21 protein-coding genes are annotated in these 23,092 nt (G+C 60.0%); 10 read left to right on the top strand and 11 right to left on the bottom strand.

Annotated features, from left to right (window positions below; genetic code table 11):
* The first annotated feature begins 2 nt into the window (after nt 1-2).
* The 3 genes from hmeg3_RS24470 to hmeg3_RS24460 are packed head-to-tail and all read left to right on the top strand — an operon-like array spanning nt 3 to nt 2,301.
* The gene (locus hmeg3_RS24470) at nt 3-296 is read left to right on the top strand and encodes a DUF3649 domain-containing protein (protein WP_094566032.1); all 294 of its coding nucleotides are present in this window, start codon (nt 3-5) and stop codon (nt 294-296) included.
* Complete coding sequence (locus hmeg3_RS24465) at nt 293-1,942, top strand: PepSY domain-containing protein (RefSeq protein ID WP_094566031.1); 1,650 nt, start codon at nt 293-295, stop codon at nt 1,940-1,942. The genes hmeg3_RS24470 and hmeg3_RS24465 overlap by 4 nt, the downstream gene beginning before the upstream one ends.
* Nucleotides 1,939-2,301, top strand: a complete 363-nt coding sequence (locus hmeg3_RS24460) for a DUF3325 domain-containing protein (protein WP_094566030.1) — start codon at nt 1,939-1,941, stop codon at nt 2,299-2,301. Before hmeg3_RS24465 ends, hmeg3_RS24460 begins: the two co-directional genes overlap by 4 nt.
* A 9-nt stretch (nt 2,302-2,310) precedes the next feature.
* On the opposite strand, the gene hmeg3_RS24455 is transcribed toward hmeg3_RS24460, so the two are convergent.
* The 8 genes from hmeg3_RS24455 to hmeg3_RS24420 form a co-directional block, all read right to left on the bottom strand.
* Nucleotides 2,311-2,823 (bottom strand): hypothetical protein, encoded by a 513-nt coding sequence (locus hmeg3_RS24455; RefSeq protein WP_094566029.1) that lies wholly within the window; start codon nt 2,821-2,823, stop codon nt 2,311-2,313.
* Between the two features lie 427 nt (nt 2,824-3,250).
* Nucleotides 3,251-4,039: a GntR family transcriptional regulator gene (locus hmeg3_RS24450; RefSeq protein WP_094566028.1), complete on the bottom strand. Its 789-nt coding sequence runs from the start codon at nt 4,037-4,039 to the stop codon at nt 3,251-3,253.
* Between the two features lie 31 nt (nt 4,040-4,070).
* Entirely contained in the window at nt 4,071-5,705 is a 1,635-nt protein-coding gene (locus hmeg3_RS24445) for a gamma-glutamyltransferase family protein (protein WP_094566027.1), read from the bottom strand.
* 41 nt (nt 5,706-5,746) lie between these two features.
* A complete protein-coding gene (locus tag hmeg3_RS24440; RefSeq protein ID WP_094566544.1) occupies nt 5,747-6,703 on the bottom strand; it encodes an ABC transporter ATP-binding protein in 957 nt (318 codons plus the stop codon).
* A 10-nt stretch (nt 6,704-6,713) separates the two neighbouring features.
* A complete protein-coding gene (locus hmeg3_RS24435; protein ID WP_094566026.1) occupies nt 6,714-7,685 on the bottom strand; it encodes an ABC transporter ATP-binding protein in 972 nt (323 codons plus the stop codon).
* Between the two features lie 12 nt (nt 7,686-7,697).
* A complete protein-coding gene (locus hmeg3_RS24430) occupies nt 7,698-8,612 on the bottom strand; it encodes an ABC transporter permease (RefSeq protein ID WP_094566025.1) in 915 nt (304 codons plus the stop codon).
* Nucleotides 8,613-8,620: 8 nt separating this feature from the next.
* A complete protein-coding gene (locus tag hmeg3_RS24425) occupies nt 8,621-9,559 on the bottom strand; it encodes an ABC transporter permease (protein ID WP_094566024.1) in 939 nt (312 codons plus the stop codon).
* A 95-nt stretch (nt 9,560-9,654) separates the two neighbouring features.
* Nucleotides 9,655-11,163 carry an ABC transporter substrate-binding protein gene (locus hmeg3_RS24420; protein WP_094566023.1) on the bottom strand — a complete coding sequence of 503 codons (1,509 nt, stop codon included), beginning with the start codon at nt 11,161-11,163 and terminating at the stop codon, nt 9,655-9,657.
* A gap of 381 nt (nt 11,164-11,544) precedes the next feature.
* Here hmeg3_RS24420 and hmeg3_RS24415 point away from each other — a divergent pair, with 381 nt between their 5' ends.
* Nucleotides 11,545-12,135 (top strand): GNAT family N-acetyltransferase, encoded by a 591-nt coding sequence (locus tag hmeg3_RS24415; RefSeq protein ID WP_094566022.1) that lies wholly within the window; start codon nt 11,545-11,547, stop codon nt 12,133-12,135.
* A 28-nt stretch (nt 12,136-12,163) separates the two neighbouring features.
* Here the strand turns inward: hmeg3_RS24415 and hmeg3_RS24410 are convergent, their stop codons facing one another.
* A complete protein-coding gene (locus hmeg3_RS24410) occupies nt 12,164-12,433 on the bottom strand; it encodes a hypothetical protein (RefSeq protein WP_157739360.1) in 270 nt (89 codons plus the stop codon).
* A 5-nt stretch (nt 12,434-12,438) separates the two neighbouring features.
* The gene (locus hmeg3_RS24405; protein ID WP_094566020.1) at nt 12,439-13,938 is read right to left on the bottom strand and encodes an aspartate/glutamate racemase family protein; all 1,500 of its coding nucleotides are present in this window, start codon (nt 13,936-13,938) and stop codon (nt 12,439-12,441) included.
* Between the two features lie 248 nt (nt 13,939-14,186).
* Here hmeg3_RS24405 and hmeg3_RS24400 point away from each other — a divergent pair, with 248 nt between their 5' ends.
* The 4 genes from hmeg3_RS24400 to hmeg3_RS24385 all read left to right on the top strand — a co-directional run bounded on the left by hmeg3_RS24400 (nt 14,187) and on the right by hmeg3_RS24385 (nt 20,094).
* Nucleotides 14,187-15,128: a LysR substrate-binding domain-containing protein gene (locus hmeg3_RS24400; RefSeq protein ID WP_094566019.1), complete on the top strand. Its 942-nt coding sequence runs from the start codon at nt 14,187-14,189 to the stop codon at nt 15,126-15,128.
* A gap of 218 nt (nt 15,129-15,346) precedes the next feature.
* The gene (locus hmeg3_RS24395; RefSeq protein WP_094566018.1) at nt 15,347-16,885 is read left to right on the top strand and encodes a methyl-accepting chemotaxis protein; all 1,539 of its coding nucleotides are present in this window, start codon (nt 15,347-15,349) and stop codon (nt 16,883-16,885) included.
* Nucleotides 16,886-17,004: 119 nt separating this feature from the next.
* Nucleotides 17,005-18,204 carry a threonine ammonia-lyase gene (locus tag hmeg3_RS24390; RefSeq protein WP_094566017.1) on the top strand — a complete coding sequence of 400 codons (1,200 nt, stop codon included), beginning with the start codon at nt 17,005-17,007 and terminating at the stop codon, nt 18,202-18,204.
* A 51-nt stretch (nt 18,205-18,255) separates the two neighbouring features.
* Complete coding sequence (locus hmeg3_RS24385; protein WP_094566016.1) at nt 18,256-20,094, top strand: peptide transporter; 1,839 nt, start codon at nt 18,256-18,258, stop codon at nt 20,092-20,094.
* A gap of 42 nt (nt 20,095-20,136) precedes the next feature.
* On the opposite strand, the gene hmeg3_RS24380 is transcribed toward hmeg3_RS24385, so the two are convergent.
* Complete coding sequence (locus hmeg3_RS24380) at nt 20,137-21,246, bottom strand: sensor domain-containing diguanylate cyclase (protein ID WP_094566015.1); 1,110 nt, start codon at nt 21,244-21,246, stop codon at nt 20,137-20,139.
* Between the two features lie 465 nt (nt 21,247-21,711).
* Between hmeg3_RS24380 and hmeg3_RS24375 the strand changes: the two genes are divergently transcribed.
* Both hmeg3_RS24375 and hmeg3_RS24370 read left to right on the top strand, forming a co-directional pair.
* Nucleotides 21,712-22,275 carry an RNA polymerase sigma factor gene (locus hmeg3_RS24375; RefSeq protein WP_094566014.1) on the top strand — a complete coding sequence of 188 codons (564 nt, stop codon included), beginning with the start codon at nt 21,712-21,714 and terminating at the stop codon, nt 22,273-22,275.
* 77 nt (nt 22,276-22,352) lie between these two features.
* Nucleotides 22,353-22,730, top strand: coding sequence for a hypothetical protein (locus hmeg3_RS24370; RefSeq protein WP_094566013.1), 378 nt, complete (start codon nt 22,353-22,355; stop codon nt 22,728-22,730).
* Nucleotides 22,731-23,092: the final 362 nt, after the last annotated feature.

The raw sequence follows: 23,092 nt of genomic DNA, 5'->3' as shown, positions 1-23,092 counted from the left end.
AAATGATCCTGAACCCTGCACTCCGCTACCGTCTCGCCGTCGCCTCACGCGCAGTGGCCGCCATTGGCGGCGGCTACGCACTCTCGGCGACGGCCGCCGCCCTGCTCGCCATCTTGTTGCCGATGGCTCCTGCCGAAGCGGTGATCACTGCCACCTTACTGTCCTTCATCGTGTTTTGCTGCGCGGTGCTGTGGGTGTTTGCCGCGCGCACGGCGTGGCGCGCGTGGGCCGGCATTGTGTTGCCGGGCGCGGTACTGGGTCTGATTCTGGTAGTGATGCAGCGGAGCGTGACATGAGAGAAGGTTTTCGCCAATCGATGGCATGGTTGCATACGTGGTCCGGACTGCTGGTGTGCTGGGTATTGTTTCTGGTGTTCTGCGCCGGGACGGCATCTTATTTCCGTGAAGAGATCACGCTGTGGATGAAGCCCGAGCTGCATGCCTCACACAGCGCCGACATCGGCACCGCGCAGGCGGCACAAGTCGCGCTGACGGCCTTGCAAGCCAAAGCGCCGGAGGCATCGCGCTGGTTCATTACATTGCCGGCTGAACGCAGCACCGCCTTGCGCATCGGCTGGATCTCCCCGCCACCGAAAGATGCACCGCCGAAGACGCGCGGCAAGTTCACGTCGCAGATCATCGATCCGCTGACCGGCGACAAAATGCCGGACGTGCGCGAGACGCGCGGCGGCGAATTCCTCTATCGCCTGCATTTTGATCTGCACTACATGCCGCCGCTGTGGGCGCGCTGGATCGTCGGCTTCTGCGCGATGTTCATGCTGGTGGCGATCGTCAGCGGCGTCATCACCCACAAGCGCATCTTCAAGGACTTCTTCACCTTCCGTCCCAAGAAAGGTCAGCGCTCCTGGCTTGACGCGCATAACGCCACCGCCGTGCTGGCCCTGCCCTACCATCTGATGATCACCTACACCGGGCTGGTAACGCTGATGTTCATGTACATGCCCTGGGGCATACAAACCGCTTACAAAGGCAATCAGGACAGCTTCTTCGCGGATGTTTTCCCGAGCGCCAAGAACGGCAAGGCGGCCGGCAAGCCGATGCCGCTGACGCCGCTGCAACCGCTGCTGGCGCAGGCCGAACAACGCTGGCATGGCATGCATGCGGTGGGCATCACGATCAATCATCCCGGCGATGCCAACGCGACCATCCAGATCCGCCGTGAAGAAGAAAAAGGCTTGAATTACATCCAGCCGAGCGTGCAATACAACGGCGTCACCGGCGCACTGATCAGCGCCGACGGCGAAGACATCGGCGGCGCCAACGCGACACGCGGTGTGCTGTACGGCTTGCACATCGGCCACTTCGCCAATCCGTTGCTACGCGTATTGTTCTTTCTCTGCGGCCTGACGGGCTGCGCCATGGTGGCGACCGGTGCATTGCTGTGGGCCGTGAAGACGCGTCAGAGTCATGCAAAGAAGCTGGCGCAAGGCGGCCACATCGGAGCGGGATTTGGATTGCGACTGGTGGAAGCGCTCAACATCGGCGCCATCGCCGGTCTGCCGATCGCCTTCGCCGCCTATTTCTGGGCCAACCGCTTGTTGCCGGTGGCGATGGAAAAACGTCCCGACGCCGAAATGAACTGGTTCTTCATCGCCTGGGGCATCGCCGCGGTGCTGGCGCAGATCCGCCCCGACCGCCGCATGTGGCAATGGCAATTGTGGGTCGGCGCCCTGCTGTTCATGGGCATCCCGGTGCTGAATGTGTTCACGACTTCGTCGCATCTGGGTGTGACGCTGTTCATGGCGCAAGGCCCGTGGCCAGTCGCCGGTTTCGATCTCACGGTGCTGGCGCTTGGCATCGGCCTGGCGTTTGCGGCCTGGCATCTGGGACGCAAGAAGAAAGCGGTAAAGAAGATTGGCAAAGCGCATTCGCACAACGATGCCGACAATGCGAATGACGCCAAATTGCAGGAGGCGGCATGATGAACTTCCTCCCCCTGCCTTTTCTGGCGACACTGTCGCTTTCCTACAGCGCGTGGGTGGCGCTGAGCCAGGCGATGGATCGCCACTACGCCGACATCCACGGCCGTGGCGCCGAGCCGAGCGCACTGCTGCGCAAACGCGGCCGCTGGCTCGGCACGCTGGCGCTGACGGTCGCCTTCATCGTCTGTGTGCGCGACAGTGGTTGGGGTATCGGGCCTGTGACCTGGCTCGGCACCATGACCATCGCCGCCCTGCTCCTCGTACTGCAGCTTTGCTATGCGCCGCGTTCGGTGCTGCGGACCGGCAAGCCGGCATTGGTGCTGGCCTTGCTCCTGACGCTGGCGACGGCTTTTAGCTGATCGCTGATTTCACGCTGGTGTCGCCGTGCCCGGATCAACGGCGCGCTGCCGTCCCAGCCACAACACCTGCGCCGTCGCGCCCACCACAAACAGCAACACCAGCGCACCGGTCAGCATCTTCAGCAGCGGATCTTCGGCATTCACAAAGAACGGTGCACCGACCGGCAGGCGTGTACCCGTCTCGGTCAGCGCCGGAATGAAATGGAACAACACTGTGGCTGAATACGCCACCATCTCCACATAGACGCTGCGACGACCAAACCACGTGGTCTTGATGGCTGCCTGCGCGATGCCCAAGGTAATCAAGGTGATGATCGCGAGCACGTGCGGCCTGCCGAAACCGCCGTGCTGAAAAATACCCAACGACGTCAGGCAGGTCAGCACCGTCGCGTGCACATACAGTCGCCCCGCCCCGGTGGCGTAAAGGATGCGGTGTTCGCGTGCGAGAATGATGAGAGCGGTGACGACAGCGACCAGAGCGATGGCCGTGTGGATGATGCCGAGCGAGGTTAATCCGAGCATGTCTTTCTCCTTCTTGTCATGTGGCTAAGTGGCTGATGAAAAAATGCCGTCCATACGATCCATCTGCACGGATCAATGAAGGACGCATTCTCACTACTGGCTACAACACTACAAATCAGGACTTACAAAGACGGTGATGCTGAATGACTGTTCCATACAAGCGCTTGCCTGGGCAACGCAGCCACTCACTGACGAACGATGGGCTGCAGGAACCAATGTGTGGCAAGTACGCATCATTGAGCGAACAGCCACAGGAACCACAAGCTCCTCACCGGATTGCATTTTCAATAACACTTTAGGATGAAGTTGACACATTCCTGTGTCTCCTCATCGGTCGCAAAGACCGACTTGTCCGTTATCGCGTAATCGATGACGGACTTTTTTCGTGGGGCCGCATCTGCTTTCAACGCTGCTTGCAACGCCGCCGTCAGAATGAGCGCATGACTCTCACAGTGACGTAAGGCAGGCGCTCAGTGGCGGCGGAGGCGCGCGCGCTGTGCAGGCGATGCAAGGTGATCTGATTGACTTCCGCGTGGCTGCCGGCGATGTGGTCGGTTATGAGTCTGACAGCTTCATCTCCGGCGCGGGCGTCGATTTGCGCAAGGATAGCAGCATGTTCCTCGTAGGTCGATCCCACGCAATCGCCGTATACAAAGTCGAGCCGCCGCACGATGCGGATGCGATCGGTGAGACGGTCGAAGGCGCTGGCCATTTCCTGATTGCCGGTGGCGCGCACCAGCGTCTGATGGAAGCATTCGTCCAGTGCGGCAACCGCGCGGCCGTCGGTCAGGCGTTGTTCCGGCGGTACGCACCAGTCCGCTTTCAGCGCGTTGATCTGCGCCATGTCGATGCTGCGTTTTCCCGCTTCCGGCGACGCGCACAGTCGTGTGACGGCATGCACTTCGATCAGCTGGCGCAACTCATACAAGTCGGCGAAGCGTTTGAAATCCATCGGCACGACTTCCCAGCCGCCGCGCACATATCCCTGCATCAGGCCGTCGCTTTGCAAGCGTTGCAAAGCCTCGCGCACCGGTGTGCGCGAGACCTTGAAGTAAGCCGCGACTTCGGTCTCGGTCACCTGGTCGCCGGGCAGGAGACGCATTTCAAAAATGTCTTCACGCAAACGCGCGTAGACATACTCCGGCAAAGAGGCCTTGACCGGCTCTTCGGCGACGCTGTCGGACTGCGTCAGTGACGGATCGGGTGAGGCATGCATGAGCGGCGTGGCCTTATCAATAGGGATGGGTCTACCAGGCAGCGACGCAGCCGTCGGTGCGCGGCTCGGTACCGCCGCATAGCACACCGTTGGCATCGCGCCAGATGATCTGGCCGCGTCCGAAACCGAGCTGATTGCCCGACCAGCTGACCTGATGACCAAGACCGGCCGGACCCAAGCCGCGGAACAAATGTTCTGCCGTGGTGTGTTCGATGCTGACCTTGTTGCCGCTTTCCCATTCCCAGCGTGGTGCGTCCAGCGATGCCTGCGGATTGAGGCCGAAGTCGACCGTGTTCATCACCATCTGCACGTGGCCTTGTGGTTGCATGAAACCACCCATCACACCGAACGGACCGATGGCCTGGTTGTCCTTGGTCAGGAAGCCGGGGATGATGGTGTGATACGGACGCTTGCCCGGCGCCAGGCAATTTGGATGCGCGGCGTCGAGCGTGAAATTGTTGCCGCGGTTGTGCAGCGAAATACCGGTACCCGGCACCACCAGACCAGAGCCGAAACCCATGTAGTTGCTTTGAATGAAGGACACCATGTTGCCTTCGTTGTCGGCCGTGCACAGATACACAGTACCGCCGCGTGGCGGATCGCCTGCAACCGGCAAGGTGGCGTGCGTGCCGATCAGCTTGCGGCGCTCGTCGGCATAGGCATCCGACAGCAAGTCCTTGACCGAGACGCGCATGTGGTCGATGTCGGCAATATGCGCCAGACCGTCGGCATAGGCCAGCTTGATCGCTTCGATCTGGCGGTGATAGGTTTGCAAGGTGTCGCGTTCGCTGAAGTCGAATCCCTTCAACATGTTCAGCGCCAGCAAGGCCACCAGACCATGGCCATTTGGTGGAATTTCCCAGACGTCGTAACCGCGATAATTGGATGAGATCGGATCGACCCATTGCGGACGATAGTTGGCCAGATCCGCCACGTCCATGTAGCCGCCCGCGGCACGAATGAAGGCTGCGGTTTTCTCGGCCAGCGCGCCCTGATAGAAGCTGCGTGCGTTGTCGTCGGCAATCGATTGCAGCGTGGTGGCATGACCTTGCGAACGCCAGATTTCACCGGCCTGCGGTGCGCGGCCAAGGCTACCAGTTGCATCCCGTGCGCCAAAGGTATCGAACCACGATTTGAAATGCTCTTCCTTGAACTCGCGTGTGAAGGTCTTGTAGGCCTGTTGCCATGCAAACGCCACCACCGGAGAAATCGGGAAGCCGTCCTGCGCCAGGCTGATGGCACCGGCCATCGAACGCGACAGAGGCATGCGGCCAAAACGTTCAGCCATGGTGACCCAGGCCGACGGCGTGCCGGGCACGGTGACGGGCAGGGCACCGTACTTCGGCACTTCCTTGTGACCGGCGGCGGTCAGTTTATCGAGCGACATCGCCATCGGCGCCGGGCCGCTGGCGTTCAATCCATGCAGTTGTCCCTTGTGCCAGATCAGCGCGAACGCGTCGCCGCCGATACCGTTGGCAGTTGGCTCCACCACGGTCAATGCGGCAGCGGCGGCGATGGCCGCATCGATGGCGTTGCCGCCCGCTTGGAGCACTTGCAGACCAGCTTGTGCAGCCAGCGGCTGCGAGGTCGCGACCATGCCGCGATTGGCAAAGACCGCGCTGCGGCGCGAAGCGTAGGGATAGTGGTTGGCGTTGAAGGTTGACATAGGATGCTTTCGTATTTTCTGGTCGTGACGAATGAAAAAGTTTAACGATACAAATGACAGGCAACGTATTCGCCCGGTGCGGTTTCGACGCGGGGAGGTGTTTCAGTTTTGCAGACATCCATGCAAGACGCGCAGCGCGGATGAAAATGGCAGCCGGTCGGCGGCGACGCCGGATTGGGAATACCCCCCTTGAGCACGATGCGTTCGCGCACCTGATCGGGATGCTCACGCGGAATCGCCGACAGCAATGCCTGTGTGTACGGATGCTTGGGCGCGCTGTAGACGCTCTCGCAGCTACCGTATTCCACCATGCGGCCGAGATACATCACGCCGATGCTGTCGCTGACATGACGGATCACGGCGAGATCGTGCGAGACAAACAGGTAGGTGAGGGCGAAGTCCTTTTGCAGTGCTTGCAAGAGGTTAAGAATTTGCGCCTGAATCGATACGTCGAGCGCCGATACGGCCTCGTCGGCAACCACCAGTTTCGGCCGCGTGATGATCGCGCGCGCAATGCCGACGCGCTGACGCTGGCCGCCGGAAAACTCATGCGGATGACGGCTGGCGTAGGCCTGATTCAAACCCACGACGTCGAGAATCTCGGCGACCTTGCGCTTGCGCGTGGCGCGGTCGAACAAGCCGTGCACGATCAGCGGCTCTTCCAATACTTCGCCGATGGTCATGCGCGGATTGAGCGAGGCGAAGGGATCCTGAAACACCATCTGCATGTTGCGCCGCATGCTGCGCAGGGCAGAGGAGGGCATCGTGGAGATCTCTTCGCCCATGAAGTTGACGCTGCCGGCAGTCGGTTCGATCAGGCGCAGCACGCTGCGGCCGGTGGTCGACTTGCCGCAGCCGGATTCGCCGACCAGGCCGAGGGTCTTGCCTTCCTCAATGGAGAACGAGACATCGTCCACCGCCTTGACCGGCGGCGCGCCGCGCTTGCTGGAAGCGAAATGTTTTTTCAGTCCGGAGACCTGGAGCAGGGGAGCAGTCATCACAGCCTCTTCAATTCGGATACCAGCAACGCGCCAGATGGCCATCGCTCACTTTGTCGAGCGTCGGCGCATCGGTGACGCAGCGCTCTTGCGCCTTCGGACAACGTGCAGCAAAGCGGCAGCCGAACTCCACCGAGCCCGGCAGCGGCACCGAGCCGGGAATCGCTTCCAACGGCTCGCCGGGCGTGGCATCGAGGGCAGGGCGGGCGCGCATCAGCGCTTGCGTATAGGGATGGGCGGGCGCGTCGAACAACTCGCGCACGCTGCTTTGTTCGACTACCTGACCGGCATACATGACGACCACGCGATCGCACATCTCCGCCACGACGCCGAGATCGTGCGTGATCATCAAAATAGCCGTGCCATGCTCGCGCTTGAGCTCGCGCATGAGGTCAAGAATCTGCGCCTGTATCGTCACATCCAGCGCCGTCGTCGGCTCGTCGCAAATCAGCAGGCCCGGATTGCACAACAAAGCCATGGCGATCATCACACGCTGGCGCATGCCGCCCGACAGGCTGTGCGGGTAGTCGTTGACCAGTTGCTCAGCACGCGGCAAACCCACGCGTTGCAGCATGGCGATGACTTGCGCGTCGATCTGTTTGCGGTTGAGATCGCTATGCACGCGCAACATCTCGCGCAGCTGATCACCGATGCGATGCAAGGGGTTGAGCGAGGTCATCGGCTCCTGGAAGATCATCGCGATCTCTTTGCCGCGCATACCACGCAAGGTTGCGTCGTCGGCTTCCAGCAGATTGTTGGCGGCGATGCCGTCGTTGTAATTGATGGCGCCGCTGAGCTGCGCCTTGCTGGCCAGAGGAAACAGCCGCAGGATCGACAGTGCGGTCACGCTCTTGCCGCAGCCGGACTCACCGAGCAGGCCGACGGTTTCATTGGCTCCGACAGAAAACGAGACACCGTCAACAGGCGCGACACGCTTGCCGTTGCGGACGAATTCAACTTTGAGATTATTGACTTCCAACATGGCCGGTTCTCTTTAACGGTATAACTTTGGATCGAACACTTCACGAATGCCGTCGCCGAGCAAATTGAAACCCAGCACCACCGCAAAGATCGCCACACCCGGCCACAGGGCCAGCGTCGGATTGGTATTCAGATAGCCTTGTGCGATGTGCAGCATGGAGCCCCAGCTTGGGTCTTCCGGTTTGGCACCGAGGCCGAGATAGGACAAACCCGCTTCGGCGATGATTGCGGAACCCATGGCGAAGGTCGCCTGAATCACCAGTGGCGCCATCGCGTTCGGCAGCACATAGCGCCACATGATGCGCATGTGCCCGGCACCGACAGAGCGCGCCGCCATGACGTAATCGAGATTGCGGATGCTCAGCGCCTGACCGCGTGCAAGGCGGATGAAGGCCGGCGCAAAGCCGATGCCGACTGCCACCATGGCGTTGTAGAAACCACCGCCCAAAGCCGCTGCCAAGGCCAGTGCAAGAATCAGCGAAGGGAAGGCCTGCAGCGCGTCGACCACGCGCATCACCACCCACTCATCCCAGAAGCCGCGGAAGTAGCCGCTGGCAATGCCGATCGGTACGCCGACGCAAAACGCCAGGCCGACAGCGATCAGCGCCGCTTGCAGCGAAATGCGCGCACCGTACAGCATGCGTGAAAAGATATCGCGGCCCAGATCGTCGGTGCCCATCCAGTGCATCGCGTCCGGACCGGACAACAGGTTGCCGTAGTCCTGATCGAAGATCGGGTCATTGGTCGCCAGCAGCGGTGCGAAGATCGCAACCAGCACCAGCAGCAGGATGATGGCCGCGCCGACCACAGCCAGACGGTTGCCGGCAAAACGGCGCAAGCCGACGAAACGTTGCTGGCGCGGCAGGGCCTCGGCTGCTACACCGGCTACCGCAGCTGCACCATTTTTCTTTGCGATGGTTTGATCCATGTCTGTCCTCATTTCGCGATGCGCGGATCGATGATGCTGTACAGCACATCCACCACCAGATTGACGATCACCACCATCAGTGCCGCCGCCAGCACACCCCCCTGCACCATGACGTAGTCGCGCTGGAAGATGGCATCAACGATCATCTTGCCCATGCCGGGAATACCGAAAATGCTCTCGGTAATCACCAGTCCCCCGAGCAGACCCGACACCATCAGGCCGCTGGCCGTCACCACTGGAATCAACGCATTGCGCAACGCGTGGCCGATCACGACTTGCCAATCCCTGAGGCCTTTGGAGAAGGCGGTGCGGATGTAATCTTCATTGAGTACTTCGAGCAGGCTGCTGCGCACCATGCGCATCAGGATCGCCGATTCGCGCAAGCCGGTCGCCAGCACCGGCATGCACATCGCCGCCAGATTGCCGCGCCAGTCTTCCGTGAACGGCACATAGCCCGAGGCCGGCAGCCAGCCGAGTTTGACCGCGAACAGGATGATGAACATCATGCCCAGCCAGAAGTGCGGCACCGACATACCAAACAGCGCCACCAGCGTGCTGAAATAATTGGCGATGCCGCGCGGACGCACTGCCGCCATGATGCCGGCCGGCACCGCAATCAGAATGCCGACGGCAAAACTGCCGAGCGCCAGTTCAATCGTCACCGGCAGGCGTTGCATCAGCACGTCGATGACCGGCGTGCGGTCGATGAAAGAGCGGCCCAGATCGCCATGCAGCACGCCGCCGAGCCAGCGCCCGTATTGCATGTATAGCGGATCGTCGAGACCGAGTTGCGCGCGCAATGCCAGCGCGGCTTCGGGCGTGGCTTCCTGGCCGAGAATGGCGGTCACCGGATCGCCCGGCAGGATCGCCAGCAGGGAAAAGATCACCATGCTGACCAGCAGCAGGGTGGGGATGACCAGCAGGATGCGTTTAAGTAATGGGGACATGGGCAGCAGCGCCGTGACAAATTGGAACGTTCATTGCAAGCATCACACCGCCGTCGCCCCGACGAAAGTCAGGACAACGGCCAATGAAACATGCCTTACTTCGCCAGCGTCGCCGTGCGGATCACGCCATCCGGCACATACCGGAAACCCTTGACCGCCTTGGAGATGCCGAACAGCACGTTGTCGTGGTTCAGATAGATGTAGGGCACATCCTTCACCAGAATCTGCATTGCCTGATCATAGACTGCCTTGCGCTTGGCCTCATTGCCTTCCAGGCGGGCCTGCTGCAGCAAGTCGTCGACTTCCTTGGTGCCATACTTGGAGTAGTTCAGCGAACCGTTGGTGACGACGAAGTCGTAGACGTTCTGATCCGGATCGGGACGACCGCTCCAGCCGACGAACAAGCCTTCATAAGTGCCGGCTTTGCCCGACTCGATCTGGGTCGCCAGCTCGGCTTTTTCCAGCGTGACGGTGATGCCCGCTGGACGCAGCATGCCCTGAATCATCTGACCGACTTGCGACTCGTACGGCGTGGTCGGCAGCGTCAGCTTGAAGCTGAAACCAGCTTCTTTGCCAGCGGCCTTGAGCAAGGCCTTGGCGCGTGCAACATCGACCTTCGGCGGTGTGTCGGCATCGCCGTGCGCAAACTGCGCCTTGCTGAACGGCGAATGGCTGGCGGCGACGGCGCCGTTGTAGACAACCTTGGCAATAGCGTTGCGGTCGATCAGGATATCGACGGCCTCACGCACTTCCTTCTTGTCGAACGGCGGCTTGGACGTATTCAGATAAAAGCCGCGGAAACCCAGCGAAGGCTTGTTGATAACGGCGTACTTGGCGCCGGCTTCGATGTTGGTGATTTCCTTGTACGGAAAACGGTTGGTGATATCGACCTGGCCGCTGCGCAGATTGTTGAAGGCGACATTGACGTCGCTCATGATCTTGTAAGTCACGCCGTCGGCTTTGGGCAGACCGGCTTGCCAGTAGTGCGGGTTCTTTTCCAGCGTGATGGTGGCGCCTTTGAGTCGGCCCTTATAGATGAAGGGGCCGGTGCCGACCGGATTGTTGACGTAGTCGTCGCCGAATTTCTTCACTGCGTCCGGCGAAGACATCATGCCGGCGCGATCCGTCAGGATGGACATGAACGGCGCGAACGGTGTCGTCAGTTCCAGCTTGACGGTGGAGTCATCAACCACGGTGATCTGCTTGATGTATTTGAGCTCGTTACGACGCAGAGAGCTTTTCTCCTGGCCACGCAGCAGGTTGAATTCCACCGCCTTGGCATTAAACGGCGTGCCGTCCTGGAATTTCACGCCTTTTTGCAGATACAGCGTGTAAGTCTTCTGGTCGTCGGAAATCGTCCAGCGCTGCGCCAGCATCGGCACGATCTTGCCGTTTTCATCCAGATCGACCAGCTTGTCGAAAATGCTTTGATACACCATGCGCTCGGCAATCATCGACGATTGCGTCGGATCAAGCTTGCCCGGGTCGTCATCGAGCGAGATGTTGATGGTGGCAGCGACGGCAGCATAGGAAGTTGCAGTCAGCACACCGGCCGCAACCAGTTGCTTGAAAAGACGTTGAAGCGGGAGAAAAGACTGGGTCATCGTTGTTCCTTTAAATGTAGGCACCAATGTATACATCAAAGTAGACATGCATTTATCGTGCCATATCTTGGAAGGAAACGACATGGAAAAACGAAGACGAGACACTATTTCTGTTTTAAAAACAACGATTTAGCGAGGGTACTGTTGAGATTTTTGACCGCTGCGACGCACAAGAAAACCCTCTCAAAGAGCTGATTATCGCTTTGCAGCATGCATGATCCCGGAAAGGAAAAACCGAAAAAAGGCCCGCGCATGGTGCATCGTCTGAGTCAGCAGGAACTGGTCGACACTGAAATGGTGCGGAGCATTTTTGCATGACGGCAATACAACCGCGCGACACCGATGCTAAGGTAAGCATCCTCCGTTTTACGAAAGTCAGCGATGAACGCCCCGAAAGCCGGCAGCAACAGAACCAGCACACCTGCACATTCCGGATTTTCGGTGCGCATGCTGGAAGCTGAAGACATCGCCGCACTGACGCCGGTCTTGCGTGAACATGTGCGCGACCTGCACAGCGGCCAGGTGGTGGAAAGCGAAGTCAACGCCATCCGGAGCTACATGCAAGGCGCGGCAGATGAGTTTGGACGCACGCGGCGCTATCTGGTGGCATGCAATGCGGAAGGAACAGCGATCGGCTGCATGGCCCTGGCTGTGCCGGAGGAACGCATGGCGCAGCATTTCGCCGGGATAACCGCAGCGCCGGGCGCGGCCTCTGTGGAATTGCTCAACGCCTTCGTCGCCACGGCCTACCTGCGAGGCCAAGGTATCGGTCGCATGTTGCTGGAAGCGATCTGCCGCGCGGGCGCAGCAGATGGCGCTCGCACTCTGCTGATCAACAGCGGCCCGCGCTACCGCCGCAGCTGGGCGTTTTATGACCGTGTGTGCGACAGCAGCCATGGTTTTATTGATGACTATTACGGAGAGGGGCGGCATGCGAAGACGTGGAGAAAGGATTTGAGCGTCACCGCTTAGGCCTTAACCAATTCAGGCTTTCAGCCCATCACTGAGACATCTTCCTGCGCGCAAGCGCCTGCGTCGTCGCCTGCCGCCAACGCCAGCGTGAATACATGCGATTGAACAGTTGGGCGTATTCCTGTGCTTCGGCTTTATCCAGCGCGCTTGTCTGCGCCAACGCGCGGTAGCGGAGGATGACGGGGTCGGTGTGGCCGCTGCGGGATACGCGGTTCAGCTCAGTTTGCAGAAACCGGCGGAACTGCGCCATATCCGCCGATACACGTGAGACTCCCGGCACGGCCCCTGTCTGCGTCATCTTGCTCAAGCTGCCTTGCGCGCAATGGGACTTGCGAGTGCCACGCATTTGCGGGCGAGGATTTCAGTGGGATCGAGTACCGGCACCTTCTTGCCACCAACTTCGAACTTCTCGTCCTGCGCGATCAGCAGCGGCAGCTCGGTGCAGCCGAGCACGATGACGTCGGCGCCGCTGGCAACCAGATAGGCAATCGCGCGCTTGAGCTTTGTCCGTACCTCGTCGTTGACGAAGCCGGCCTTGACGCCTTGCGCGCCGTAGATGACGTCCATGACAATGGCCTGATGGTCGGCATCGGGGACGATCATGCTGAATTTGTTGTGCCCATTGCTGCGTGTGCTGTTCTGCTCAAGAGTCTGTTGATACACGCGGCTGGCGATGGTGCCGGACGTGGCCAGCAAGCCGATGCAGGTTTTGTCGCCGTGGCGCTTCTCGATGTAGTTGACAGTTTCACTGAGCATGTTGACGATCGGAATCGACAAGTACGCCTGGATGCGTTCAACGAAAGCATGCGCGGTGTTGCAAGGGATGGCGATCATGTCGGCGTTGTCGTTCTCCAGACGCTTGCAGGCGGCATAGATGGCGACGGTGGGGTCGGCGCCTTCGGCGATCAGGTTCTCGGTACGGTCGGGGATTTTGGGGTTGTGTTCAACTACCAGTTTGATGTGATCCTGATCGCGCGTAGCGGGGGTATTCCTGATCACCTTTTCGATGAAGTCGACCGTCGCTGCCGGGCCGACGCCGCCGACCACGCCGATCTTGAATGAGCGGCCGACTTGTTCGGCCTTGAAGCTCAATGCCGATTCCGCATAGATCTGGTTGGTGTCGATGATGGGAATGCCGCGCGCGCTGAGCGCTTCGGCCACGGTCGAAATCTCGGTCATGCCTGGCACGATGACTTGCGCGCCCTGATCGAGCAAATCCCTGCAGGCGCGATACAGCAGGTCGATCGATTCGCCGTCGAGGTAGCCGTTCTTGATACCGGTGGTGCCGTACACCGCGCGCATCAGGCAGGCATGCTGGATGGCGGCGGCGGGGTAGAGCAGTTGCACGTCGTCCTCATCGAAATACTTCTCGAACAAACCTTTCTTGCGCACATAGCTCGATGTCAGGATACCGATCTTTTGCAGCTTGGGCAGGCGTTGCGCCAGATGACGGCGAATGGCCGCGACCATGTCAATCACCGGGATGCTGATCTCGGCCTGCACCTCGTCTAAGAAAGTGTGGCTGATGAAGCAGGGCAGCAGGACGGCGTTGCTCTTGCGCTGCTCAAACTCGCGCAGCATGTCGAAGACGTAGAGCTTGCGTGCATTGGTCTGGGCGTTTTCAGCGCCGGCCATGTCGATGTCGTCGAAAGCCTGCTGGCCGAACTGAACCTTGATGCGCTCCAATGGCCCCGCCTTGGCGGCAACCTTGGTCATTTTGGCGTAGAGGTCTGCGCTGCCGATGGCGCCAAGACCGCCGATGACGCCGACTGACATGGCACGCTGGATTTGTTCGACTTTCATGATGGCTCTTCCGCAGATCCTGAGATGTTGTTCTATGCACTGAGGATAATCGTTACAGAAGGCGGCGCTATGCAAAGTAGTACGGTAGTTATGTCGCTGCTGCATAGTTTGTGGAAGAGACTGCCGGGCGGGACTTTTCACGCCCAGCGCTTGCTGTTATAGATGCGGTATGAATGCGCTATAGGTACGTTATTGTTTGGCATGCCAGTGCACACCGCACATCTCAGACTTGCAGCAAAGGAAAGCAGATGGATATCAAATGGATCGAGGACTTCCTCAGCCTGGCGGCGACGCGCAACTTCTCGCGCTCGGCGGATCACCGCAACGTCACCCAGCCTGCCTTCAGCCGCCGCATCCGCGCGCTGGAAGCCTGGATCGGCGCCGAACTGGTGGATCGCAGCACCTATCCGCTGACGCTGACGGTGGCCGGCAAGCTGTTCAACGACGCCGCCTCGGAAGCCATCAAACTGCTCACCGATGCGCGTAACCAGTTGCGCAGCGAACACACCGCGCACAATATGCTGCGCGTGACCGCCGGACATTCGCTGGCGCTGAGTTTCTTTCCTGAATGGCTGGACAAGCTCAACGACGCCGCCAACGAAAAACCCGCTACCCATTCCAGCTTCAGTGCCCGCATCACGGCCACCACGATCCACGACTCGGTGCTGGCGCTGACCGAGGGCGAATGCGATTTGCTGTTATGTTTTTATCATCCTCAACTGCCCATCTTGCTCAACCCCGATCAGTATGAATACGTGACCGTCGGCAGCGAACGCGTGATCCCGGTATCGGCGCCCGACAAGAGCGGCGCGCCGCAGTTTCGCTTGCCCGGCAGCAAGACCAGGCCGACCCGGCTGCTGGCTTACCCGGCAACGTCTTTCCTCGGCCGCGTGATGGAGTTGATCCTGGCCAATGCGCCGCAGGTGCCCGGCCTGCTGACCAGCTATGAGTCGGACATGGCCGAGTTGCTCAAACGCATGGCCCTCAACGGGCACGGCCTGGCTTGGCTGCCGCAGCGCTCGGTGGAGGATGAACTGGACGAAGGCAGGCTGGTGGCCGCCGGCGGCGAAGCCTGGTCGCTGGAGTTGGAGATTCGCGTGTTCCGTTCTCTGCAAAACAAACGTCCGGCGCTAACCCGATTGTGGGAGACATTACTCACATTGTCCGCGTCAACGTCGAAACCCGCGTGAGCATCCGCGCCCCCCTCTGCTGACGCCACGCTGACCGTTGAAACAGAACGTGCTTTTTCCTCAAGTCCGGCGCTCACTGATCCGTTAATATAAGGATGCGCATCGGTTCGATCCCGATCTGCCTGCCGTTCTCAACAGCCAGCCACAAGCTGCGTCTGATAATTACGATACGACGGCAAGCAACGCGGCGGACAGCGCCTAACATGAGGGATAAGACAATGAAAAATCTAAAGATTGGTACGCGGCTAGGCATCGCATTTGCAGCATTGCTCATATTGATGAGCGTCATCACCGGCATCGGCGTCTGGCGCCTGCAGTCGGTCGGCAGTCTGACCGATTACATGGTCAACAATGCCCTGGCGAAAGAACGCCTGGTGAACGCATTCTACAAATCGATTGAACTCAACGTCGGCCGTATCGTTGCCGCCGCCAAGAATACCGATCCGGTACAGCAGAAGTTCTACAAGGATCAGATCATCGCCACCATCGCCAAAAACAACGGCTACGTGAAACAGATGGAAGAGCAGATCCAGGATCCTGAAGGCAAGGCGCTCCTCAACGAGATCAACGAACATCGCAAGGTCGTCATCGCCGACAACACCGCCGTTTTCAAGGAAAAAGACGCCGGCAACGAAGACGCCGCCCGCAAGATCGTTGAAGAAAAACTGATGCCGGACAGCCAGCGCTACCTGGCCGCGATTGAAAAGCTGTCAACTCGCCAGAGCGACGCCATCACCCAGCTGACGGCCCAGGTTGACGGCGTGTTCCGCACTGCACGTACGCTGATGATCTCCCTCGGCCTCCTCGCGCTGATTGGCGGGATAGCACTGGCGATTTTCATCACGCGCTCGATCACCCGGCCGCTGGTCAAGGCGGTGGATGTCGCCAGCCGCGTGGCGCAGGGCGATCTCGGCACTCAGATCCGGGTCGAGTCGCGCGATGAAACCGGCCAGCTGATGGCCGCGCTCAAAGACATGAACGACAATCTGGTCAATATCGTCGGCCAGGTGCGTACCGGTACCGATACCATCGCCACGGCTTCGGCCGAAATCGCCAACGGCAATCTGGACTTGTCCTCGCGCACCGAGCAGCAGGCCGGTTCGCTGGAAGAAACCGCCGCCGCCATGGAGCAGCTGACTTCCACCGTCAAGCAGAATGCCGAAAATGCTCGTCAGGCGAATCAGCTGGCAGCGTCCGCGTCCGAAGTGGCAACACAAGGCGGCGCGGTGGTCGGCCAAGTGATCGACACGATGGGCTCGATCAACGATTCGTCCAAGAAGATCGTCGACATCATCAGCGTGATTGACGGCATCGCCTTCCAGACTAATATCCTCGCGCTGAATGCGGCGGTGGAAGCTGCCCGCGCCGGCGAACAGGGCCGCGGCTTTGCAGTGGTGGCCTCGGAAGTACGCAGTCTGGCGCAACGCTCGGCATCGGCCGCCAAGGAAATCAAGGAACTGATTACCGACTCGGTGCAGAAGGTCGACAGCGGCAGCAAGCTGGTCGAAAACGCCGGTGCGACCATGGGTGAGGTGGTCGCCAGCGTCAAGCGCGTGACCGACATCGTGGCTGAAATCAGCGCCGCCAGCACCGAACAGAGCACCGGCATCGAAGAAGTCAACCGCGCCATCGTGCTGATGGACGAAAGCACCCAGCAAAACGCCGCGCTGGTCGAAGAAGCCGCCGCCGCCGCACGCGCCATGCAGGATCAGGCAGCCAGCCTGGCGCAGATCGTCGGCATCTTCAAACTGCGCTAAGCCGTATTGCAGGCAACCGGTGCGGTTGCGGAAACCACGTATAAATACATTTCCGCAGCCGCCGTCTCTCTCGCTACAATGTCTGCTCCCTGTTTTTGTGCAGACTTTGAGCGGACCGTATGACCACCATCGAAGATATCCAGCGCGCAGCAGCGCGGCTGCAAGGCCAGATCCTCAATACGCCGTGCGTGGAATCGCGCACGCTGTCCGACATCGTCGGCGCGCAAGTTTTTCTCAAGTTCGAGAACCTGCAATTCACCTCATCCTTCAAGGAACGCGGCGCCTGTAACAAGATGACCGACCTCGCCGCCGGCGGTACGCGTGGCGTCATCGCGATGTCGGCGGGCAACCATGCGCAAGGCGTTGCCTATCATGCGCAGCGTCTCGGCCTGCACGCGCTGATCGTGATGCCGCGCTTCACGCCGGGCGTCAAGATCGAACGTACACGCGGCTTCGGCGCCGAAGTGGTGCTGCACGGCGACACGCTGGAAGAAGCCCGCGCGCACGCCTTCGCACTGGCGCAAGAACGCGGCCTGACCTTTGTTCACCCTTACGACGACGAAGCCATCATCGCCGGCCAGGGCACGGTCGCACTGGAAATGCTCGACGCCGTACCCGACCTCGACATGCTGGTGGTCGCCATCGGCGGCGGCGGTCTGCTGGCCGGCATGGCGGTGGCCGCACGCGCGCGCAAACCCGATATCGACATCGTGGGTGTGCAGGCCAAACGCTTCCCGTCCATGGTCAATGCGATCCAGGGCACCACGCATGCCCTCGGCACCAGCACCATCGCCGAAGGTATCGCCGTCGGCACGCCGGGTGTACTGACCCGTGAAATCATCGCGCGCGAAGTCAACGACTTGCTGCTGGTCGACGAAGGCGACATCGAGCAAGCCGTCTTGATGCTGCTGGAAATCGAAAAGACCCTGGTCGAAGGCGCAGGTGCAGCCGGTCTGGCGGCGATGATCCGTCATCCGGAACGCTTCCGCGGCAAACGCGTGGGCATGGTGCTGTCGGGCGGCAATATCGATCCGTTGCTGCTGGCCGCCATCATCGAACGCGGCATGGTGCGTGCAGGACGTCTGGCGCGCGTACGCGTGTCCGCACGCGACGTGCCGGGCGTGCTGGCGCGCATCACCGCCACCGTCGCCGAAGCCGGCGCCAACGTCGACGAAGTGCATCACCAGCGCGCCTTTACCTTGCTCGCTGCACAGAACGTCGATATCGAACTGGTGTTGCAGACGCGGGGACGCGATCATCTGGCGCAGGTGCTCAACGCCTTGCGCGAAGCAGGATTCGAAGCGGAAGAACAACACTGAGAACCCGCTACGGATCGTAAACGGGTTCCGAATAGTAAAGAGGGAAGAGACATGGGGTTTTCGCTGGAGAATTTTGAATATCTGGCCTATTCGCGCCAGCATGAAGCTGCTGCGCGCGAGCTGATGGACTTGCTGTCGGGACTGGATAGCAACTACGGCCTGCCGGGTGAAAATTTCAGCGCTCAGCCGCTGACCAGCGTCTTACCCAACGAGTTGAACGACCACGTTGTCACGCGCATTGCGGCGGCGATTTCCTGTCTGTTTGCGGATAGCGAATTCCAGTTTTCTCAGATCGGTTTCGGTCAGATGATACTGATGCATCGCTGGCTGTCGGGCCTGTTCGCGGCCAGTCCTTTCCGCAACGCCGATCATGTGGTGCGCGCCTGGAACATTCGCGGCAAAGGCAACTTGCGCGAGGTCGAAATCGGCAACCGCGACCTGATCAAATTCTGTCTGCTGTATTCACCCGAGTCCGAGATCCCGATGGATCTCGACGCCTTTTGGGCGCACGACAAGGTGCTGGTCGCCAACCTGTGTCTGGCGCTGTTGTCGCCGCGCCTGCTGGCCACGCCGGTGGCGTACGAGAAGCGCGAGCTGATCCTGCCGTGGCTGTCGAAGCGGCTGGAACAGATTGAGGATCTGGGACAACTGCCTGCGGGTATCCTGCATGATGTCTACATGCACTGCAGCTACGCGCGCCGCGCCGACAAACACGACATCAAGAAGCCGATCAACGCGCTGCTCAAACGCAGCATCGCTACCGCAGGACTGGCGCCGCTCAATACGCCGATTCAACTCAACGGCAAGGACAAACCGGTGCTGGTGGTGGTGGTTGAATGGTTCAGCGCGGCACACTCCATCTATCGCACCCACTCGCGCACGCTGGAAGCGGCGCGTGAATTGTTTCACGTCGTCGGCATGGGCTATGGCAAGACCGTGGACGAGGCCGGCCGCGCGGTGTTTGACGAGTTCATCGAGATTGACGCCGGCGAGATCCAGCAGCAGCTCGCACAGATCCGTAGCGTGGCTGAGCAAAAAGCGGTGCAGATCTTGTACATGCCAAGCGTGGGCATGTTTGCGCTGACCATGTTCCTCAGCAATCTGCGTATTGCGCCGGTGCAGGCGATGGCACTGGGTCACCCGGCCACGTCGCACTCGCAGGAGATGGATTATGTCGTGGTGGAAGACGACTACGTCGGCGACCCGGCCTGCTTCAGCGAACGGCTGTTGCGCCTGCCCAGCGACGGCATGCCTTACCGTGCTTCGGCACTGGCGAACGAACTCAATCTGCCGAACCTCATTCGCGAAGCACCGGAAGTGGTGCAGATCGTCGTGGCGTCGACGACGATGAAACTCAATCCGGATTTTTTGCTGGCGTGCCAGCGCATCCTGCACGAAGCGAAGAGCAAAATCCATTTCCACTTCCTGATCGGGCAGGCGCAGGGCATGCTGGTTTATCCGCAGGTCAAGCGCGTGATCGGCCAGTTCCTCGGCGATGCCGCGACGGTGTATCCGCATCAGCATTACAGCGCGTACATGCAGGTGATTGCGGGTTGCGACATGTTCATCAACCCTTTCCCCTTCGGCAATACCAACGGCATCATCGACACCGTCAGTGCAGGCCTGGTCGGCGTGTGCAAGACCGGGCGCGAAGTGCACGAGCACATTGATGAAGGCTTGTTCGGACGATTGAAATTTCCGCAGTGGCTGGTGACGCCAACGGTGGACGATTACGTGAAGGCGACGATCAGGCTGGCCGACGATCACGCGCTGCGCAATCAGTTGCGGCGTGAGCTGACGGGCGTGGATGCGGTGCAGACCATCTTCCACGGACGGCCGGAGATCATGGGGAAGATGCTGCTGGAAGTGTTGAAGTCGAAGGCGCCCTGAGGCAGGAAAAGTTACGGAAGTACTCGCAGTGGCAGTCGCAGCTTAGTCGCGCTTGTCCGCTTCGCGGCGGCTGCGCTTGCACAGATACATGGCCTGATCGGCACGTGCCAGCAGCGTGGCGAAATCACAGGCTTCTTCCGGCTCCAGCGTGGCGATGCCGACGCTGACGGTCACCATGCAGTTCGGCCACTGCGCCGTCGTCAGCATGGTCTGAATCCGATCCACCACCAGTTGCGCACCCGCCTGCGGCGTATTGGGCAGGATGATGGAAAACTCGTCGCCGCCGTAGCGCGCCACGAAGTCGCTGGCGCGCAGCGGCATGCGCAGCAACTCGCACAGCAGATTCAGGATGACGTCGCCGGCCGGATGGCCGTAGACATCGTTGTATTGCTTGAACTTGTCGACATCGATCATCAGCAGCGACAAGGCGGCGCCACTACGAATATGGCGCGACCATTCTTCGTGCAGGCGGCGATCAAACCCGCGGCGATTGCCGACGCCGGTCAACGCATCGGTCAGCGTCTGGCGCTGCAACTGCTGCATATCGCGATGCATTTCCAACTGTTCCATGAACTGCTGGGCCAGCAGGCGCAAGCCATCGCGCTGATGCGATGTAAGACGGCGCGGCACGCGGTCAAGTACGCATAGCGTCCCGATGAGTTCACCGTGTTGATCGCTCAGTGGGATCGCCGCATAGAAGCGCGCCTCGGGCACGGTCTTCAACATGGCCAGATCGGCGCAACGGCTGTCGAGGCGAAGGTCGCCGATTTCGGTAATACGGTCGGGTGTGGTGACGGCGGTTTCGCAGAGGCTGAAGTCGGCGGTGCTGCACACCACGCTCGACTGTCCTGCAAAACGCCACCATTGGCGGCGATGATCGACACCGCTGTCAAGGGCAACGGCAGCCGTCATCGTCAAGGCTCCGCGTTCGGAGCAATCGAATTCGCCCTGCAATTGCGAGATCATGGTGATCGGCGCATCGCAAAGCAGGCCGGCCAGCGAAGTGATGTTCCACAGCAGGCGGCCCAGACGTTCGTCGGGCTCGCTCATGGGATGTCCGGGAAGGCGTAAGGATACGGTCGCTCCCGCACCGCCGCTGAGGCCGATGCCGAAACCGTGTTTATCGCTGACGTCCGCCCGCAAAACTGTCATCGCCGCTTTTTCCCGTTGTTATTCAGCTTGTATGCCGCTTTTATCCAGCTTTTGAAATACAGCTTCCGAAATACACCCCTGAAAAATCGCCCTCAATCCGAGAATGTAAAACGATCCGGCGCAACTGTACATCCCCCAAACACGCTTCCGGCAGCTTTTATGAGAAAGCCTGAATAAAAACACAACGCATTTTGTCCCAAGCGTAATAACATCGACAACATTCGTGGCAATGTCGACAACAATCCGGCCGCAAAGCCGCATCCACACCGGTTTTCAGACTTTGCGACTCAGGCCGGAAAAGTGGTCGCGATCGACGTGTTGATCGGCGATACAGACGACGATGACTTTGCTGTGGACCTCTTATTTTCTCCCTTAGAATGACGCACCATTTACGGTCTGGAAACACCGCCTTCAGATTATTTTGCCGTTCTCACAATATCCGCCGCTGTGATCCGTCTTCACAGCATGGAACCGACGATGGCTCAAAACGATAAACACATCACCGACACCGTCCTGCGCGAGCGCGTGCGGCTGCGCAACTTCATTCGCACGCGGGTACCCGACCCGAGCGAGGCAGAGGACATTTTGCAGGATGTGTTTTTCGAACTGGTGGAAGCCTGCCGTCTGCCCGAACCGATCGAACAAGTCGGTGCGTGGCTGTTTCGAGTGGCGCGCAACCGCATCATCGATCGTTTTCGCAAGAAGAAAGAGCAAGCCCTGCCGGACGCTTCCGCCGATGCGGAAGACGACGACGATGGCTGGCTCGAACAAATGCTGCCTGACACCGACGCCGGCCCGGAAGCCGCTTATGCGCGCTCCATGCTGCTGGCCGAGTTGCAGGACGCGCTGGAAGAACTGCCGCCGGAGCAACGCGAAGTCTTTATCGCGCATGAGCTGGAGCGGCGCAGCTTTAAAGAACTGGCCGCCGAAAGCGGCGTGAGCATCAACACGCTGCTGGGGCGCAAACGCTATGCGGTACTGCATCTGCGGTCACGCCTGCAAACCCTATATGACGAGTTCAATTTGTAGTCGCGATCTGCAATTCACCATCTGCGACGGCACCTTGAATTCCATCTTTAATCTGACTCATCTGTACGGAGGAAAAAATGAACGGCCCCATGCACTGCAAACGTAAATTCTGGAAGATCCTGGTCTTCATCATCGCCGGCGTCGCCGCGCTCGGCTTTGTCGTCATGTCGTTGTGGAACTGGCTGATGCCGTCCCTGTTCTCCGGCGCACACCAGATCGACTATCTACAGGCACTGGGATTATTCGTGCTGTGCAAGATCCTGTTCGGCGGCTTCCGCGGCCGTGGCGGTTGCCATGACCGGCGTCAGCGCTGGGAGCAGATGAGTGAAGAAGAACGCAAGAAGTTCAAGGAAGGCATGCGCGGCTTTGGCCGATTCCGCGGCGGCTGGCATCGTGGCGATGTCGACACGAAAGAGGTGCCGCCCAATCCCCCGCAAACACCTGGCAGCGTCTAAGCCGCCCATATCAAATCAAAGCCGGTCGGCGGAAAGAACACCATGAACAAAAACTCAACAACGACCGGCTGCAAGCAGCCTCCCGGCATCATTGTGCCGGTGGTCAATTTAAAGCGTTGTGAAGGGAAGGGCGATTGTCCAGGGCCTGCTGCCCGTGAATTTGCGAGTGCGAACGCGCGGCAGGCGTTGACTGCCTAGGCGCAGCGACGCGTCGTAGCGGTGCTACGGCAAGGAGCTGCAACAACGGCAGGCGACGCCTGCAGCCGTTCCCGAAGGGTTCCGACCAGAAAGCGCGCTGGCGGCGTTGCATGGCTTGCAGGTGGGCCCGCCACCTGCTACGCCACGCGCCTTGCCAGCACGCT

The organism is Herbaspirillum sp. meg3, from assembly GCF_002257565.1.
Taxonomy (GTDB): Bacteria; Pseudomonadota; Gammaproteobacteria; order Burkholderiales; family Burkholderiaceae_D; genus Herbaspirillum.
The sequence above is the reverse complement of the archived record's forward strand: the minus strand, read 5'-3'. Positions and strand labels throughout refer to the sequence as shown.

Bases quoted from the DNA above. Each gene is read 5' to 3' on its own strand.
- hmeg3_RS24450 (WP_094566028.1), bottom strand. From the start codon at position 4,039: ATGCATGCCTCACCCGATCCGTCACTGACGCAGTCCGACAGCGTCGCC.
- hmeg3_RS24440 (WP_094566544.1), bottom strand. From the start codon at position 6,703: ATGACTGCTCCCCTGCTCCAGGTCTCCGGACTGAAAAAACATTTCGCT.
- hmeg3_RS24380 (WP_094566015.1), bottom strand. From the start codon at position 21,246: ATGACAGTTTTGCGGGCGGACGTCAGCGATAAACACGGTTTCGGCATC.
- hmeg3_RS24415 (WP_094566022.1), top strand. From the start codon at position 11,545: ATGAACGCCCCGAAAGCCGGCAGCAACAGAACCAGCACACCTGCACAT.
- hmeg3_RS24375 (WP_094566014.1), top strand. From the start codon at position 21,712: ATGGAACCGACGATGGCTCAAAACGATAAACACATCACCGACACCGTC.
- hmeg3_RS24420 (WP_094566023.1), bottom strand. From the start codon at position 11,163: ATGACCCAGTCTTTTCTCCCGCTTCAACGTCTTTTCAAGCAACTGGTT.
- hmeg3_RS24410 (WP_157739360.1), bottom strand. From the start codon at position 12,433: ATGACGCAGACAGGGGCCGTGCCGGGAGTCTCACGTGTATCGGCGGAT.
- hmeg3_RS24400 (WP_094566019.1), top strand. From the start codon at position 14,187: ATGGATATCAAATGGATCGAGGACTTCCTCAGCCTGGCGGCGACGCGC.
- hmeg3_RS24385 (WP_094566016.1), top strand. From the start codon at position 18,256: ATGGGGTTTTCGCTGGAGAATTTTGAATATCTGGCCTATTCGCGCCAG.
- hmeg3_RS24395 (WP_094566018.1), top strand. From the start codon at position 15,347: ATGAAAAATCTAAAGATTGGTACGCGGCTAGGCATCGCATTTGCAGCA.
- hmeg3_RS24435 (WP_094566026.1), bottom strand. From the start codon at position 7,685: ATGTTGGAAGTCAATAATCTCAAAGTTGAATTCGTCCGCAACGGCAAG.
- hmeg3_RS24465 (WP_094566031.1), top strand. From the start codon at position 293: ATGAGAGAAGGTTTTCGCCAATCGATGGCATGGTTGCATACGTGGTCC.
- hmeg3_RS24390 (WP_094566017.1), top strand. From the start codon at position 17,005: ATGACCACCATCGAAGATATCCAGCGCGCAGCAGCGCGGCTGCAAGGC.
- hmeg3_RS24460 (WP_094566030.1), top strand. From the start codon at position 1,939: ATGATGAACTTCCTCCCCCTGCCTTTTCTGGCGACACTGTCGCTTTCC.
- hmeg3_RS24430 (WP_094566025.1), bottom strand. From the start codon at position 8,612: ATGGATCAAACCATCGCAAAGAAAAATGGTGCAGCTGCGGTAGCCGGT.
- hmeg3_RS24405 (WP_094566020.1), bottom strand. From the start codon at position 13,938: ATGAAAGTCGAACAAATCCAGCGTGCCATGTCAGTCGGCGTCATCGGC.
- hmeg3_RS24370 (WP_094566013.1), top strand. From the start codon at position 22,353: ATGAACGGCCCCATGCACTGCAAACGTAAATTCTGGAAGATCCTGGTC.
- hmeg3_RS24455 (WP_094566029.1), bottom strand. From the start codon at position 2,823: ATGCTCGGATTAACCTCGCTCGGCATCATCCACACGGCCATCGCTCTG.
- hmeg3_RS24445 (WP_094566027.1), bottom strand. From the start codon at position 5,705: ATGTCAACCTTCAACGCCAACCACTATCCCTACGCTTCGCGCCGCAGC.
- hmeg3_RS24425 (WP_094566024.1), bottom strand. From the start codon at position 9,559: ATGTCCCCATTACTTAAACGCATCCTGCTGGTCATCCCCACCCTGCTG.
- hmeg3_RS24470 (WP_094566032.1), top strand. From the start codon at position 3: ATGATCCTGAACCCTGCACTCCGCTACCGTCTCGCCGTCGCCTCACGC.